Annotated in this window: 15 protein-coding genes; 5 read left to right on the top strand and 10 right to left on the bottom strand. The window is 30.3% G+C overall.

Annotation, left to right across the window (positions count from 1 at the left end):
* The first annotated feature begins 8 nt into the window (after nt 1-8).
* Nucleotides 9-701 carry a 50S ribosomal protein L1 gene (gene rplA, locus RWL85_RS04710; protein ID WP_003144761.1) on the top strand — a complete coding sequence of 231 codons (693 nt, stop codon included), beginning with the start codon at nt 9-11 and terminating at the stop codon, nt 699-701.
* A 144-nt stretch (nt 702-845) separates the two neighbouring features.
* Here rplA and RWL85_RS04705 read toward each other — a convergent pair whose 3' ends face one another.
* The 3 genes from RWL85_RS04705 to RWL85_RS04695 are packed head-to-tail and all read right to left on the bottom strand — an operon-like array spanning nt 846 to nt 2761.
* A complete protein-coding gene (locus RWL85_RS04705) occupies nt 846-1679 on the bottom strand; it encodes a hypothetical protein (RefSeq protein WP_314085496.1) in 834 nt (277 codons plus the stop codon).
* The gene (locus RWL85_RS04700; protein ID WP_314085494.1) at nt 1672-2385 is read right to left on the bottom strand and encodes an ATP-binding cassette domain-containing protein; all 714 of its coding nucleotides are present in this window, start codon (nt 2383-2385) and stop codon (nt 1672-1674) included. The genes RWL85_RS04705 and RWL85_RS04700 overlap by 8 nt, the downstream gene beginning before the upstream one ends.
* On the bottom strand, nt 2369-2761 hold the full coding sequence (locus tag RWL85_RS04695) for a GntR family transcriptional regulator (protein WP_314085492.1): 393 nt from the start codon (nt 2759-2761) through the stop codon (nt 2369-2371). Before RWL85_RS04695 ends, RWL85_RS04700 begins: the two co-directional genes overlap by 17 nt.
* Before the next feature lie 237 nt (nt 2762-2998).
* On the opposite strand from RWL85_RS04695, the gene RWL85_RS04690 reads away from it, so the two are divergent.
* The 3 genes from RWL85_RS04690 to arsS all read left to right on the top strand — a co-directional run bounded on the left by RWL85_RS04690 (nt 2999) and on the right by arsS (nt 5266).
* Complete coding sequence (locus RWL85_RS04690) at nt 2999-3682, top strand: TIGR04283 family arsenosugar biosynthesis glycosyltransferase (RefSeq protein WP_314085490.1); 684 nt, start codon at nt 2999-3001, stop codon at nt 3680-3682.
* Between the two features lie 293 nt (nt 3683-3975).
* Nucleotides 3976-4314, top strand: a complete 339-nt coding sequence (locus RWL85_RS04685; protein WP_003144831.1) for an arsenosugar biosynthesis-associated peroxidase-like protein — start codon at nt 3976-3978, stop codon at nt 4312-4314.
* Nucleotides 4315-4321: 7 nt separating this feature from the next.
* Entirely contained in the window at nt 4322-5266 is a 945-nt protein-coding gene (gene arsS, locus RWL85_RS04680) for an arsenosugar biosynthesis radical SAM (seleno)protein ArsS (RefSeq protein ID WP_314085488.1), read from the top strand.
* Between the two features lie 104 nt (nt 5267-5370).
* Here the strand turns inward: arsS and secD are convergent, their stop codons facing one another.
* The 5 genes from secD to RWL85_RS04655 form a co-directional block, all read right to left on the bottom strand.
* A complete protein-coding gene (secD, locus tag RWL85_RS04675; RefSeq protein WP_314085487.1) occupies nt 5371-7665 on the bottom strand; it encodes a protein translocase subunit SecD in 2295 nt (764 codons plus the stop codon).
* 137 nt (nt 7666-7802) lie between these two features.
* Nucleotides 7803-8636 carry a Cof-type HAD-IIB family hydrolase gene (locus RWL85_RS04670; RefSeq protein WP_314085486.1) on the bottom strand — a complete coding sequence of 278 codons (834 nt, stop codon included), beginning with the start codon at nt 8634-8636 and terminating at the stop codon, nt 7803-7805.
* Complete coding sequence (locus tag RWL85_RS04665) at nt 8636-9070, bottom strand: GtrA family protein (RefSeq protein ID WP_314085485.1); 435 nt, start codon at nt 9068-9070, stop codon at nt 8636-8638. The genes RWL85_RS04670 and RWL85_RS04665 overlap by 1 nt, the downstream gene beginning before the upstream one ends.
* A 332-nt stretch (nt 9071-9402) precedes the next feature.
* Complete coding sequence (locus RWL85_RS04660) at nt 9403-10968, bottom strand: peptide chain release factor 3 (RefSeq protein WP_314085483.1); 1566 nt, start codon at nt 10966-10968, stop codon at nt 9403-9405.
* A 20-nt stretch (nt 10969-10988) separates the two neighbouring features.
* Nucleotides 10989-12485, bottom strand: a complete 1497-nt coding sequence (locus RWL85_RS04655; protein ID WP_314085481.1) for a UDP-N-acetylmuramoyl-L-alanyl-D-glutamate--2,6-diaminopimelate ligase — start codon at nt 12483-12485, stop codon at nt 10989-10991.
* A 234-nt stretch (nt 12486-12719) separates the two neighbouring features.
* Between RWL85_RS04655 and RWL85_RS04650 the strand changes: the two genes are divergently transcribed.
* A complete protein-coding gene (locus RWL85_RS04650) occupies nt 12720-13883 on the top strand; it encodes an SAM-dependent methyltransferase (protein ID WP_314085479.1) in 1164 nt (387 codons plus the stop codon).
* Nucleotides 13884-13931: 48 nt separating this feature from the next.
* Here RWL85_RS04650 and brnQ read toward each other — a convergent pair whose 3' ends face one another.
* Nucleotides 13932-15263 (bottom strand): branched-chain amino acid transport system II carrier protein, encoded by a 1332-nt coding sequence (gene brnQ, locus RWL85_RS04645; RefSeq protein WP_314085477.1) that lies wholly within the window; start codon nt 15261-15263, stop codon nt 13932-13934.
* A gap of 349 nt (nt 15264-15612) precedes the next feature.
* Nucleotides 15613-16914 (bottom strand): NCS2 family permease, encoded by a 1302-nt coding sequence (locus RWL85_RS04640; RefSeq protein WP_314085474.1) that lies wholly within the window; start codon nt 16912-16914, stop codon nt 15613-15615.
* Between the last annotated feature and the right edge of the window lie 413 nt (nt 16915-17327).

Genomic DNA, 17327 nt, shown 5'->3' with positions numbered 1-17327 from the left:
TAATTATAATGGCAAAAAAAGGTAAAAAATATCTTGAAGCAGCTAAATTAGTAGATTCTTCTAGTCTATACTCTGTAGTAGAAGCAATCGAATTAGCTAAAAAAACAAGTACAGTAAATTTTGACGCAACTGTAGAAGTTGCATTCCGTTTAGGAGTTGACACTCGTAAAAACGACCAACAAGTTCGTGGAGCAGTAGTTCTTCCTAAAGGAACTGGTAAAACTGCTAAAGTTTTAGTTTTTGCTAAAGGTGATAAAGCAGCAGAAGCTGAAGCAGCAGGAGCTGACTACGTAGGACAAGGTGAATACATCACTAAAATCCAACAAGGTTGGTTTGATTTTGACGTAATCGTAGCTACTCCAGACATGATGGGAGAAGTTGGTAAAATCGGTCGTGTATTAGGACCTAAAGGATTAATGCCAAACCCTAAAACTGGTACTGTAACTATGGACGTTACTAAAGCTGTTAATGAAATCAAAGCTGGTAAAGTTGAATACCGTGCTGAAAAAGCTGGTGTTGTTCACACTCCAATCGGTAAAGTTTCATTCTCAACTGAAGACTTAGTTGAAAACTTCAACGCTGTTCAAGACGCTTTAGCTAAAGCTAAACCAGCTGCTGCTAAAGGAACTTACTTCAAATCTGTAGCTGTAACTACAACTATGGGTCCTGGAGTTCGTGTTAACACAGCAGAATTCAAATAAGAATTATTTAATACAAAGAAGATTTGGTTATCCAAGTCTTCTTTTTTTATCTTCTCTCCTCTTTAGAGTATTTTTTTAACAAAAAACAGTGACTAATTATACTCATTTTTCTAAAGTCACTGTCTTTATTAATATTCTATTTTCTTATCTTATGCTTTTTTGTTCTTTAATTGGATTTTCATATATTGTTACAATACCTGTTTTTGATGCTTCTTTAACACCACTAGCAAATTCTTTACCTGCATTTATATATAATTTATATCCACCAGCAGTAATTAGTAATAATACTAAAATGATCACTAACTTTATTCTTTCATTCTTATTTAGTTTAGTGCTTTTCTTTATGCTATTTATAACCTCAACACACATAAAATGATACACTCCTACCAATAATATTAAAATCAATATTTTTATTAGATTAAAATTTGTACTGTCATATTTTGGGCCTGTAAATGTAGCATAAACTCCCAGTAAAACAAATCTGACTATACTTACAATAAATTGATATATTAATGCATCCCATATAAAAAAGTAAATAAATGATTTTTTAGTATATATCATCTGTATTATCGCTAAATTAGATAAAGCTATAACTACAACTATAGCATAACTATACTCAATCGGATTGACTCTACGATACAGAAAATCAAGCACAAATGCAACCAGTCCTCCTACAAATAGACTTATATATGTAATATAATAAATGTATCTTGCTTTATTATTTAATGAAATCGGAAGGTATTCAATAAACTGTTGCTCAGGATCATCATATTTTCTTCCATTTATAACTATAATTAATGAGCTAATCAGAGCTAATATTATATATGTTTTATCAAATAATAATTCTAGTATAGTAGTTATTGTAACAAAGTAATATAATATATATAATCCTTTGTAAAATAATGGCATACTATAGTTTCTACTTGATATTAAATTCCAAATTGCTCCAAATTTTGTTTCATATTGTTGTTTAATCATTTTCATTCTCTCCTTTCAATAGAGAAAGTAATATTCTATCTATATCATTAGTCTTGAATCGTTCTTGTAATTCTACCACGTCTTCCTTACTAGTAATTTGACCATTTTCAAATACAATAATATAATCGGCTAGGTTTTGTATTACATATGGTTCTTCAGTTACTATAATGATTGTTTTATCCTCATCCATATATTCTCTGAGAAGTGCTATCATTTCTTTTCTAGCTATTAAACCGACACCAGAAAATGGATTATCTAAAACTAATAGTTTAGATTTTGTATAAATTCCTATAGAAAATAATAGTATTTTCCTCTCTCCTTGTGAAAGTTCATATATTTTCTTATGACGATATACTTTATGTTTACTCAGAAATTCAAAACATTTCTCTAAATTAAATCTTACATCTAATTTATATATTTTATATAGAACCTCATCTACTCGTAAAGAATCTGAAAACAAAGGTTTATCAGCAACATATGAATAAAGATTTTTAATATCTACTTCATTTTCATGAAAATTTAGATTATCGTAAGTAATTACATTTTTCTCTGAAGATAAACCTCCTAAAAGTGTTTGAAGAAATAATGTTTTACCACTTCCACTGTTACCTGTAATTGCATAGACATACCCTTCTTCTAACTCCAAATCAATTGGACCAAGTTGAAATGTTCTTTTATTAATCAATAATTTATTCACTTTTATCATTACTCTTCTCCTCCAATACTTTATCAACTATATCCTTAATATCTTCTATATTAAGTCCATCATTAATAGCCTTATCAATTATACTCTTAAGTTCGTCTAAGTACTCTTCTTTTTTTATCGTTAAGACAGTAGCTAAATCAATATTATTTACGAAATATCCAACAGCACCTTTTGAATATATTAGCTCTTCTTGTAGCAATACCTCATATGATTTTTTTACTGTAATGATACCAACCTCTAACTCTTTAGCTAAACTCCTAATAGAAGGTAATTGATCATTGTATTTTAAGCTACCATCTAGAATATTACTTTTAATTTGCGTTGCTACCTGTTGATATATCGGTACAGATGACATATTGGAAACTTTTATATCCATCATAGCCCTCCTAATTAATCTGTTTTAATATTATTTAAATAGTTCAATTAGATAATAAAACGTTTTTGTATCTACTGTGATTATACAATAGATACAGTTTGTTTATCAATCTTATTTTGTAATTCCTTATATTTTTTATTAAAAATACTTTAAACCCTAAATTTAAAGGGAAATATCATTTTGAAATACCTTGTTACATGTTATAATTATATTAACTATTATTTTAGGAGTGTATATATGATTACTATTATTGTGCCAATTTATAACGAAGAAAGAACAATACGTGATTTTGTTTATAATCTATATTGTTTGCATAGTATTAAAGAACACGAGGTATTATTCATTGATGGTGGTTCTACAGATAAAACAAAAGAAATATTAGATGAACTCTCTTATTTTGGTTATTCATATCATCTTTCTGATAAAAAAGGTCGTGCAAATCAGATGAATTACGGTGCAAAAATTGCTAAAGGTGATATCCTATGGTTTATTCATTGTGATAGTGTTCTTCAAAAAGATGTAATTGAAAAAGTACTTACTTGCCCCACTGAGGTCGGCTGTCTAAAGATTAGATTCTACCCAAATAGTTTTCCTATGTGGGTAAATTCTCTTGTTTCTAATATGCGTGCAAGTATTACTAACCTTGCTTTTGGTGATCAAGCTATATTTCTAACCAAGAAAGTTTTCGAAGAAGTTGGAGGATATAAAGATATGCCTTTAATGGAAGATTATAAACTCTCAGAAGATTTAAGTGCACTTAGTTATAAAATTACAGTAATTGACTCCCCTATCACGACATCTACGAGAAGATATAAAAATCATACTGTAAAAACAATGTGGCAGATGCAGCAATATCAAAAAATGTACCGTCGTGGAGTACCTGTGGAAGAAATAGCAAAAATGTATAAAGATGTAAGATAATAAAGTTAAGGATTTTTAGAATTATTTTTTAGTTGAGAGGCTAACCTAAAAGTACTAAATTTTAAAATAGTTTACATGAAAACTCATAGACGCAGTGGTTTATTGATATCTAAATTCGCTTTATAAAAGCTTTTTAGATATCTAATAAACTTTGCGGGGGTGACTCGACAAAATCGATTTCTCCGAAATCACGATTTTTGAGTCACTCCCATAAATCGGACAATTTCATTGATTATTTATGCAAACTAACTTATAATAAAATTATATACAAATTTCTAAAGGAGAGAATAAATATGGCAGATTATTTTAAAAAGAAACATTTAATAGAATTTGGTGAAGGAAAATTTGGTGAAGACGCTCCTGATTACTGGAAAAACTTTATGAATTACTACGGTAATGTCATGGCTGAAGGTGAACTAACAACTCGTGAGAAGGCACTTATCGCACTTGCTGTAGCCCATGCTGAAGCTTGTCCTTATTGTATTGATGCTTATACTAGTACTTGTTTAGAAGAAGGTTGCGATCAAGATCAAATCGCAGAAGCTATTCACGTTGCGGCGGCAATGAAAGCTGGTATTACTCTTGTACACGGTCTTCAAAGTAAAGAACTTTCTGACAAACTTACAAACTAGTATTATTATGACAGAATTAAATATTCCTAAATTTTTTGACCAAGTTGAGGAAAAACAATATTTATTAACTGAAGAATTCCCTGAGGTTATGCAAATCAACGTAGGTAGTTTATGCAATATTACATGTAGCCACTGTCACGTTGATGGTGGACCTACTAGAAAAAATAATATGATTCGAGAAACTTTTGAACAGATAATCGAAGCATTCAAAGTTGGTAAATATAAAACGATGGATATTACAGGCGGTGCACCTGAAATGAATCCAAACTTTAGATGGTTTTTAAAAGAAATTTCTCAGTATGCTAAAACTGTAATTGTAAGAACTAATCTTATTATCCTTGATGTCCCAGCATATAGAGATATACCTGAATTATACCGTGACTTAAAAGTTCAAGTAGTAGCATCCCTACCCTATTACAATGAAAAGGTTGTAGCTAAACAGCGTGGAAAAGGTGTTTTTCCTAAGTCAATAGAAGTACTAAGAAAACTAAATGAACTAGGTTACGGGAAAGAAGAAGACCTTATCTTAAACCTAGTCTATAATCCAAATGGAGCGTTTTTACCTCCCAAACAAGAAGCACTAGAAAAAACGTATAAGAAAAAACTATATGACAACTTTGAAATTGTCTTCAATAACCTATTCGCAATAACAAACAATCCTATAGGAAGATTCTCTGAATTTTTACATAGAGAAGATTTATATGAAGGTTATATGAATAAGCTTTACAAAGCATATAATCCAGCAACACTACCAGGTCTAATGTGTAGAAACATGATTTCTGTTGGTCCTGATGGTTCTTTATATGATTGTGACTTTAACTATATTGAGAAACTAAAAATCTCTGGAGAAATCAACCATGTGAGTCAGCTTGTCAATAATCATACAGGTATACGTAGGATTGTTACTGGTATGCATTGTTACGGATGCACTGCAGGAGCTGGTTCTTCTTGAGGTGGCGAAACTTGCTAGCATAGGTTATGCTAAAGTATATATCAATAATATTGAAAATAAAAGACATCAAACTGAATTTCTCCAGCCTGATGTCTTTTTATATCCTATACTAAAACTTTATCGTTTTCTTTTCTCTCTCTTGGAGATTGTCTTACACTTACTTCAATTTTTCCTTTTTTGTTTAATTCACGTACTTTTAACACTGCCCATAACTGCGCTGCGATAAATAATGATGAATATAAACCAAAGATTAATCCAATAAGTAATGCTACGTTAAATGAATAGATTGAACTACTTCCTAACAATAACATAACTACTACAGTAATAATAACTGTTAATACCGTATTAATAGAACGCGTTAATGTTTGTCGTAATGATACGTCTACTAGTTTATAGATTTGTTCTTTGGATGTTAATACTTTTTCATGACGCATATGTTCACGAATTCGGTCGAATGTAACGATTGTATCGTTAATCGAGTAACCTACAATTGTTAGTACCGCTGCGATAAATGTAATATCTATTTCTAATCGTAATAAGCTCGCGATGAAAATGATGATACATACGTCATGCAGTAATGCGATAACACTCGTAAGTCCCATACGCCATTCGAATCTAAATGCTACATAGATAATAATACCTATAGAAGCATACATTAATGCAAATAATGCATTTTTAGCTAATTCTTTACCAATTACTGGAGATACAACACTTAAGTTCGCATCTTTTTCATATTTTTTAGCAAAGTATTCTTTTATTTCTATTGATTTTTCTTGCCCAAAACTCTCTTTAGAGTGAATTGTTGCTTGTTTTTTATCTGGTGATAAAACTATTTTTTCGTCTTTTACTTTCAGATTGTTTAAATCTTCTTGAACTTTATCTACTGATAATTCAGTATTTGCAGCTACATCAATACGTGTACCACTAGAGAAATCAATTCCTAGGTTCAATTTGTACATTCCTAAAGAAATAGACCCCGCTATCATAATTGCAATACTTAAAGCAAAGAATTTCTTCATGTGTTTAGTAAAACTTAACCATTCAAATTTAGTACTTAAGTTTAGCGAGTTTATACCAAACTTAGTTTCGTGAATACTCTTCTTGCTAACACCGAAGTACCCTGGGCGACTATTAAAGATATTAGAATTTACTAATAAGCTTAGTAATAACCTAGTACCGAATACTGCAGTTATAAAGCTGACTAATATCGATAATAGTAACATTGTTGCAAAACCTTTAACACTACTTGTACCAAAGATGAATAGTACTACTGCCGCGATAACTGTTGTAAATTGTGAGTCGAAGATTGTCCATAATGATTGTTTAGCACCATCTAAGTATGCTTTTTTTAGTGGATATCCTGCTCGTACTTCTTCTTTAATTCTTTCATACATAATGATATTAGCATCGACTGCCATACCTACCCCAAGAATTAGGGCGGCAATACCAGGAAGTGTTAACACCCCTGAAATCATATTGAAGAATACTACCGTAATATATACGTATGCGACCATCATTACACTCGCTACAAATCCAGGTACACGATAAATAACTAACATGAATAAGCATATAATAGCTAAAGCTACAGCCCCTGCATATACTGTTTGATGTAATGCATCGGCACCGAATTGAGCCCCTACTGAATTAGAGTAAATTTCTGTTAACTTAACAGGTAAAGCTCCTGAATTTAATAAAGCTGCCATCTCTTTGGCTTCTTTTACAGTGAAGTTCCCTGTGATTTGAACATCTTTAGAGTTAATAGTTTGAGCAACTTGTGGTGCAGAAACATATTTAGGTTTCTCTTTAGCCGCTTCAGCTTTGAATGAATCTCCTTCATTGAAGTCCATCCAAATAACCATTAAGTTTTGACCTTGAGGACGTTTACTGATTTCTGAAGTAATATTACCAAATTTATCAGCATCTTTTAATTTCAAGTTAACATCAGGCTTGTTGCTTTGATCAAATCCTTGAGACGCTCCATTTTCTTCTAAATCAGAACCGTCTAACAGCACCTTATCTTCTATATCACGAATAGTTAAGTTCGCTTGTGTCGATAATACTTTACGAGCTGTTTCTTGATCTTTAACTCCTGCAAGTTCAACACGGATTCTATTTCCTGACTCAACAGTAATAACCGGTTCACTTACCCCAAGTATATTAATACGTCTGCTAATAGTATCTGCAGTCGCTTTTACAGCTGCTTCATCTATAGTCTGACCATCTTTAAGAGGTTCTACTTGGTATAGCACCTCAAATCCTCCTTGAAGATCCAGTCCAAGATTTACTTTATCGGCATTAGATTTTGATGTTAATCCTATTGATGTAAGGATAATAACTACTAATGACAAGAAAGCTATTATTCTACTGAACTTTTTCTTCTCATTTCTTCTTCCTCTCATGAAAGTTCTCCTTTATTTTATTTTTCATTGTACAATTAATAGTGATCAAATATAAATTTTTTCATATGTAAATCACTATTTCGGTAATTAATACGCTACTTTATAATTTATCAAATTTTCGCTAAGTTATCAAGTATTTATTTAATTTTTTCGTAATAATCTTCCACATATTTAATGACAGAAAAATCATTATTATTTCCTATAACTTCATCACACATTTTTTGAATTTCTTCTTTTGCATTATTAGGACATACACTCCATCCTGCTACATCAAACATTTCTTTGTCATTAAAATTATCACCGAATACTACACAGTCTTCTACTGGAGAATTATAATATTCAGCTAATTTTTCAATGGCTGTTCCTTTATTACATCCTTTTGGCATAATATCGAAGAAATCAATTGCCGAGAATGTTCCATCTACTTCTAGAACTTTACTTACCTCATTAAAGAAATTCACTACTTTATCATGATCTTTAGCAATCATCATAATTTTTTGACAATCTTCTTTATTTTTCTTGATTTCACCTATAATGTCATCATGAATATACATTGGCGTTTTCAGTTCCTCTGGCATATCCGCTTCAAGTTTCTTCATTCTAGCCATACTAAATGACAAATGGTTACAATAAATATAATTTAATGTATACACGTGAAATTCTATCTCATCATCATTTAGTTCTTTAAACATGTTATAAATTTTTTCAATTTCTTCTATTTTAAAACTCTTTTGATAAACTATTTCACCTGTTGATAGATTTCTAATTAAACTTCCATTATTAGAAATAACTACATCGTTCATCCCTAAGTTGTAATAATAATGCTTAACCGCAATATCAGGTCTTCCCGTGGCAATTATGAATTTACTTCCTTTATCTTGCAGTTTTACTATTACATCTTTCGCATTTGGTGCAACTTCTTTTTTATCATTAAGAAAAGTTCCATCCATATCTGTGATAAACCATTTCATTAGTTATTTTTCTCCTTTGTGAAAACTAAAAATTTACTAATAACATAATTAGCAACAAGTACTACAAATTGAATAATAAATTTACTTAAATATGCATTCATCCCTAAATAAATAAATAACTCAACTCCAAATACTTCTATAACAAGTGTAGATAATCTAGCTGCAAAGAATTTACCTAGTTCATAAAAAACTTTCTTAAATCCAACAGCTTTAGAATTAAACACATACTTTGCATTAACAAAATATGCAAATAAAATTGATAATGTTATAGATATTAAGTTTGCTGGTCTAACTTCCATCCCATAATAATACAAAATAAAGTATGTAACTACATTTACTAAAGTTGTACAAATCCCAAAGAAAATGTAATTAACTATACTTTTATATTTAGGTTCTTTGTAAAGATCCAGCATTTTTTTTATTAAATTTTTCATGCTATCCTCTTTATAATAAAATTTTGCCAACACTTAATTATATACCTATAAGCAGTTTTTTTCAAATTTTTACATGTGAAATTTAATACAATTTAGAATTACTATATATTCTTTTGAAATTCAATCACAAATAATTTTTCACTGAATAAATGACAAAAAAGAGAGGTTGAAAACCTCTCTTCCATCTTTGAACTTTCACCTTTGGTATATAGGTAGTGAGACACCTTCTTTATATTCTCAGTATAACAATTAATCTTTCAACTGTCAATAAAATTAACTAATTATAAATAAATTGGAAATTTTTTATTTAAATATGACTCATTTTATTTAACCTACAGTTTACTAAATAATTTCACTTCTGGATATTTATCACTAAACCAATTCATCGCGAAGTCATTTTCAAATAAGAATACATAGTTATCATATAAATCTTTAACTAAGATACTTCTTGAACTCGACATATTTTCATTAATTGAATCTTCATTTTCAATCCAACGCGTAGTTTTTTGTCCGATACGTTCCATTACTACTTCAGTATTATATTCATTTTTCATACGGTGTTCAAACACTTCAAATTGCAGTTGACCTACTGCTCCTAAAATAATTTGATTCGTATGTAATGTCTTATAATATTGAATAGCTCCTTCTTGAACAAGTTGCTCAACACCTTTGTGGAAGTGTTTTTGTTTCAGTACGTTTTTCGCAGAAACTTTTACAAATATTTCAGGAGTGAATGAAGGTAGTGCTTCAAATTCAACTTTTTTATTTTGATAAAGTGTATCACCGATTTGATAGTTTCCACTATCGTAAAGACCGATAATATCACCTGCATATGCTACATCTACAGTAGCTTTATCATCTGCCATAAAGTTCGTTGAACGTGAAATCTTTAATTTTTTTCCAGTTCTTGTTAAGTTTACATCCATACCACGGTTAAATTCACCTGAACATACACGTAAGAATGCAATTCTATCACGGTGCTTAGGATCCATATTGGCTTGGATTTTGAAGATAAATCCTGAGAAGTCTTCACCTGTTGGTTGAATATCTTCTCCATTTACTCCACGACGACCTTTTGGTGTTGGTGCATTATCCACGTAATAGTTTAAGAAACTTTCTACTCCAAATGATGATAATGCTGATCCGAAGAATACTGGAGTTTGCTCACCTTTTAGTTGTTTATCATAGTCATAATCAACCCCTGCTTCAGTAATAAGAATCATATCTTCTACGCATTTTTGATACATAGTATCTTGAGCAAGTGGATTATCATCTACGATATTGTACTCTTCATCTAATTCTACAAAATCACTATCTTCTTTAAACGGTTCTATAAAATGATTTTTTCTATCCATAATACCGAAGAAGTTTTGTCCCATACCTACTGGAAGATTCATCGGATATGTTTCTATTTCTAATTTTTCTTCAATTTCTTCTAATAATTCTAATGGATCTTTAATCTCACGGTCAACTTTGTTAATGAATGTAAAGATTGGAATACCACGCATACGACATACTTTGAATAATTTTAATGTCTGAGCCTCAATCCCTTTCGCACCATCAATAACCATTACGGCACTATCTACTGCCATAAGAGTACGATATGTATCTTCTGAGAAATCTTCGTGCCCTGGTGTATCTAGGATGTTAATAATTTTATTATCATAATCAAGTTGCATTACTGATGAAGTTACAGAGATACCACGTTGTTTCTCAATATCCATCCAGTCACTTTTTGCATATTTTCCTGTCTTTTTACCTTTTACTGTTCCTGCTTCACGAATTGCTCCACCGAATAAAAGTAATTTTTCAGTTAATGTAGTTTTACCAGCATCAGGGTGAGAGATAATGGCAAATGTTCTTCTTTTTTCTACTTGTTCTCTAATTTTTTCTACCACGTTATTTTCCTTTCAATTTTTTATTTTATATTAAATTTCTTTTTCGCTTCTTCTACAGCAACAATTGGATCTGAGTGCCAAACTTTTTTTCCACCTTGAAGAATTTCATAATCTTCACGTCCTTTTGAAGCTAAGATTACTACATCTCCCGGTTCCGATAATTCAATTATGCGTTTAACCGCATCTGTTCTGAACCAAACCTTTTCATAATTTTTATGAGTCATACCTTTTTCAATTGAACCCATAAGAACTTCTACATCTTCATCACGTGGACTATCTGTTGTAATAACAACATAATCTGCTTCTGAGATAATTTCTCCAATTAATGGTCCTTTAGAAATATCTCTTCCACCACCCATTCCTGTTACTAGAAGAGTACGTTTACCTTTTCTTATTTCTCTAGTTGCTTCCAACAACTTCTCATATCCATCTGGAGTATGAGCAAAGTCGCTGATTATGTCAATTGGTAAATCATCTCCTAAAATTTCCATACGACCGTATAAAGCACCTAGTTTAGGTAATATGTTAACGAGTTTTTCTACACTGTATCCTTTTACCCAAACAGCACCAAGCGCCGCAAGGACATTACTTACCATAAAGTCTCCGATATAATTAGTAATACATTCAAATGTTCCTTCTGGAGATTTTAGTGTAAAACTTGTTTTATAGATTTTTTCTTCTTTGTATTGTTTAATATTATACGCATAAAAATCAGCAGTTTCATCTTTAATAGAATAATTAATTTCTTGTTGATATAAACATTTAGAAATAATTTTATAATAACTATCATCTTTGTTCAATATACCAAACTTTGCTTCTGATAAATTATTCCCTAAAGTTGAGAATAGTAAACTCTTATCATAGGCATAAGTTTGCATATCCCCATGAAAATCTAGATGTTCATGTGTTAAGTTCGTAAATATTGCTACATCTATATCCACATTATAAATGCGTCCTAACGCCATCGCATGCGATGATGCTTCGAAAGCTAAGTTTTTTATATTATCTCGACGTAATTCACCTATCTGATTATGTAATGTTACTACATCAGGAGTAGTATTACCGAAGTAAACAGGTTCTGCATCATTTTTTCCAAAACCATTCGTTCCTATGTAAGCACTAGTTTCACCTAGTATACGTAACATATTGTGAACTAATGTAGAAATACTAGTCTTACCATTCGTCCCTGTTACTGCAACTGTATGAACATTTTTTCCTTCATTTATTCTTTTAGCAATCATACTCGCAATTTTTTCTATTTCATGCTCTTTTACAACAAGAACAGCACATTTCTCTACATTATAATTTTCATAGCGACTAGCTATAACTAAAGATGCACCTTGTTCAATTACTTTTTCTATATAATTATGTCCGTCTACCGTATATCCCTTAATTGCGACAAAAACATCTCCAACTCCTATTTTTCTAGAATCCTGGGAAATATTATTCACATTTTCTGGCAGATTTCCATAAATAGTTTTTATTTTTATTTTATCAATAATATCTAATATTTTCATACTATCTACCTTTTTCTTAGTTTTCTAACTACTAAATTATACCACGCAAACTATTAATACTCAACCAACAATAGAAATAAATTTCCTTATACTTCACTTTTCTCTCAATCAATCTTAAAATCTTATTAAAATACAGACTTTATATTTAATATTACTCCTCTTATGTTGCGAATTAATAAAATCTAGTGTAATATATATAAGAAATCATTTAAAAGAAAACTTTAAGGAGTTACAATGGAACACGCAATTATTTCTGAAATACTAACTCACATTGCAAATAATAATATTAATAAAATTACTTTTTCTAATATTCGCAATAAAGATTTAGAACTAGACAAAGTTATTGGAAAACTAGTTAATATTAAAAATAATATCAACCTACAATTAGAATATCGTTATAAGAGAATAATAAAACACACGAACATAGTTACTACTGATTCAGAAAATATAAAAAAAGAAATCATAGAACTTTTTGAATTAGCAAAAGATATAAATGTCGCAACTGTTGATGAAAATATAAATATAAAAGTATCAAAAAAATTCAAAATAAGTGTTAACAGAAAAAAGACAAATTCTAAAGCTATTTCATTTGATCATAATAAGAAAAAAGAATATTTCTTAGATGAAAAACAAAAGTATCCATTCTTAGTAGAACTAGGAATTCAAAATAATGATGGTAAAGTCATAAAGAGCAAGTATAATAAATTCAAGCAGATAAACAAGTATCTTGAATTTATAAAACAAGCTACAACTCAATTAAATTCTAATAAGCAAATTACAATTCTTGATTTTGGTAGTGGTAAAAGCTATTTAACATTTTCTACTTATTATTACCTAACAGAAGTTCTTAAAATGAATGTGAAAATTATAGGTATTGATCTAAAAAAAGAAGTTATCGAGCACTGTAATAATACGGCAAAAAAACTTAACTTCACCAACCTAAGTTTTATTTATGGTGATGTAATTGACTATGAAAATAAAGATGAGATAGATATGGTTATTAGTCTGCATGCATGTAATACAGCAACGGATATTGCCATACTAAAAGCTCTTGACTGGAAAGCAAAAGTATTTTTTGCTGTCCCATGTTGCCAAAAAGAAGTTAATGGACAACTAAAATCAGACTTTATACCTTTCATGTTAAAACATGGAATTATTAAAGAAAAATTCTCTACACTTCTTACAGACTCTGTTCGTAGTGAAGTCTTAGAAGCATTCGGATATAAATCTGATATTGTTGAATTTATTTCTGCTGAAAACACACCAAAAAATCAACTTATCCGTGCTTATAAAACTACAAATAACATTGATAAAGATAAAATTACTAATCTTGAGAAATTCACTACTTCATTGAATGTAAAGATGTTCTTATTAGATGAAGTAAAAAAATTAATATAGAAAAAGCATTAGCTCTTAATTTTTGAGCTAATGCTTTTATTATTGAAATTATAGTTCACTAAAATCGTAAACTTTACCTTTTTGTCTATTTGGTAATACAGCTGCAACTACTAAGCAAACTACTGCTGGTACTAACCACTCTAAACTTTGTGCTGCTAGAGGAAGTTTAGCGATTAAAGCGCTAAGTGCAGCTACTTTAAATGTGCTTCCTACTACAGAAAGAATAGAAATTAGTGTTACTACTGCCATAGTTAATTGCATTCCTAATTTTGATAATGCAACGTATTTGTTAACAATAACAACTAATACTAATGCAATTGTGATTGGGTATAGGAATAATAGCATTGGTACTGAGAATTGGATAACACTTTGTAACCCAACATTTGCAATAGCAAATCCTACAACTGTGAATAATGTAGCATACGTTTTGTATGAAAGTTGTGGGAATTTCTTGTTAAAGAATTCTGAAGTTGCTACGATTAATCCTACTGTTGTAGTGAAACATGTAAGAATTACCATGATTCCCAAGAAAATACTTCCGAAGTTCCCGAATACTTGACGTGCTGATTCAGATAGTACATATGCACCTTTATTAACTTTAGGGTTAGCAAGTACATCTGCAGGCACTGCAAATCTATTACCTAATAATCCTAATCCAACATATAAGATACTGAATCCAATACCTGTTGCAATACCAGCGATCCATACACTAGATAAGAACTCTTTTTTATCCTTAAATCCTAATTGTTTTAAAGCGCTCATCGCGATGATACAAAATGCTACTGAAGCAAGTGCATCAAGCGTGTTGTATCCTTCGATAAATCCTGTACCAAATGCTAATCCACTAGTAGCATAAGTTTTAGCCGCTTCTCCTGTTGAGTTGAATTTAGATACTCCTAGGATTACTAAAATTACGATTAATAAAGCAAAAATAGGTGTTAAAATTTTACCTACACTATTTAAAATTTTAGTTGGGTTTACCGCTAATAAGAACGCACATACAAAATAAATAACTGTAAAAATTAATAACCATGGTAAACTACTTCCAGCTACAACTGGAGCTACTCCAATATCAAATGCAGTTGCTGCAGTTCTTGGAATCGCAAATAATGGTCCAATTGATAAATAAAGTAAAACTAAATATGCTGTTGAGAATAATGGTGAAATTTTTTCATCCATTTCTGCTCCATAACCATTTGGATTAAGCGCACCAACTATTAGAGTAACAATAGCTATACCTACTCCAGAAACTACAAATCCTAAAATAGCTGGCCAAAAGTTTCCACCTGCACTTACTCCTAGTGCTGGTGGAAAGATTAAGTTTCCAGCACCAAAAAAGATACCAAATAATAACAATCCGGTCAATAAACCTTTTTTCATAATAAAAATTTCCTTTCATATTTTTTTGTAATACATCTATAATACTACAACTTAACAAAAAACGCAAACGCTTTTCAAAATAACTTATATAAGTTATTTAACTTTCTTTAGAATTAACTGACAATAATCTATATATGTAAAAAAAATTGGGAGTGACTCAAAAATCGTGATTTCGTAGAAATCGATTTTTCAGAGTCACTCCCGCACAGTTTATTAGATATCTAAAAAGCTTTTAAAAAGCGAATTTAGATATCAATAATCCACTGCGTCTATGAATTCTCATATACACTTTGTTAAAATTTAGATCTTTTAGGTCAGTCTTAACTTTTATTTATATTTGTTTTTTATATTAAACATGCAACCATAGCAATTGTATTACGAAAAGTATTGCAAATACATACATTAGTGGATGAATATCTTTCCATTGTTTTTTTGATAATTTTAATACAACATAAAATATAAATCCAAATGCTATACCATCGTTTATTGAACCTGTAAGAGGGATACCTACAATTGTTACAAACGCAGGGAAAGCTTCTGTAATATCAGCCCATTCAATTTTTGCGATACTTTCCATCATAAATGATCCAATGATAATTAATGCTGGTGAAGTAATTGCTGGAACTGATGCTAAACTACTTGCTAATGGGAATAAGAAAATTGATATTACAACGAAGAAGCTTGTAGTTAATGCCGTAAGACCTGTACGTCCCCCATTAGCAACACCAGCAGATGATTCGATATAAGCAGAAGTTGGTGTACTTCCGAATAAAGAACCTGCTAATGAAGCAAAAGAATCAGCTAATAATGCTTCTTTAGCTCTTTCCATTTTTCCATTTTTAACTAATCCAGCTTGTGTAGTTACTGCTACCATAGTACCAGTAGTATCAAATAATGTAACCATCAGGAAAGTAAATACTATTCCATACAATCCTAATTGTAAGGCATTTATACTTTCACTAACAGGATTGTATAATAAACTTAAATCCATATGAGGAATCCCAAAAATTTTATCTATTTTTAACATTCCAGTAAAGTATGAAATGATAGCAACTACTGCCATCCCAATAAATATAGCTCCTTTTACTTCTAAAGCCAATAATACAAGAATAATAAATATACCTAGTATTGTCATATAAGCTACTGGATTTTTCAAATCACCTAATGAAAGAATTGTATGTGGATTTGCTACAATTAGTGAAGAGTTTTTTAATCCTAAGAATGCTATAAACAAACCAATTGCAGCTGAGATTCCATGTCTTAAATTATTTGGAATTGAATCTATTAAACTTTCACGGAATTTTGTTGCTGATAATATTACAAAAATAACAGCCCCTAAAAAACACGTTGCTAATAATGTTTTATAGTTATAACCCGATGTAGCAGCTAAAGTTGCAAAATATGAGTTTATTCCCATACCAGGTGCAACTACTATTGGATAGTTTGCTGCCAATGCCATAATTAAAGTACCGACTAAAATCGCGATAATCGTTGCTGTAAATACTCTATCTAATGGAACACCTGCTGCTGATAATACAGCTGGATTTACCACTAAGATATAACTCATAGAGAAAAATGTAATTAAACCAGAAACAACCTCAGTTCTTGCATCTGTATTATTTTCTCTTAATTTAAAAAGACGTTCTAACATATATAGAAATGCTCCTTAGTTTTTTATTAATGCTTAAGCACATAAATAATAATATACGTTTCATCTCTAAAAGTCAAGAGCTTTTATTTTTAAAGTTCACATTTCACATAAAAGTTCTATCTATTATATCAATTTTCGATAAAATACATCTTCTCATTTTAAAAAATATGAGAGTTTACATAAATAAATATTCGTTATAAACGAACTTTTACTTTATTTGCATCCGTGAAAATTCGACTAAAATAAAAAATTCTTTAAACACTATACTACCTAAACTTCAGATTTAATATAATGGGACTGACTCGACAAAATCAATTTCTTTAAAATCACGATTTTTGAGTCACTCCCTTATTCTTTATCTGTAAATGTCAATATAAAAATGTACAAAAGTGACAAAATAAAAATGTACAATT

The organism is uncultured Gemella sp. (assembly GCF_963515875.1).
GTDB lineage: Bacteria > Bacillota > Bacilli > Staphylococcales > Gemellaceae > Gemella.
This window is presented reverse-complemented; position numbering and strand designations above follow the sequence as displayed.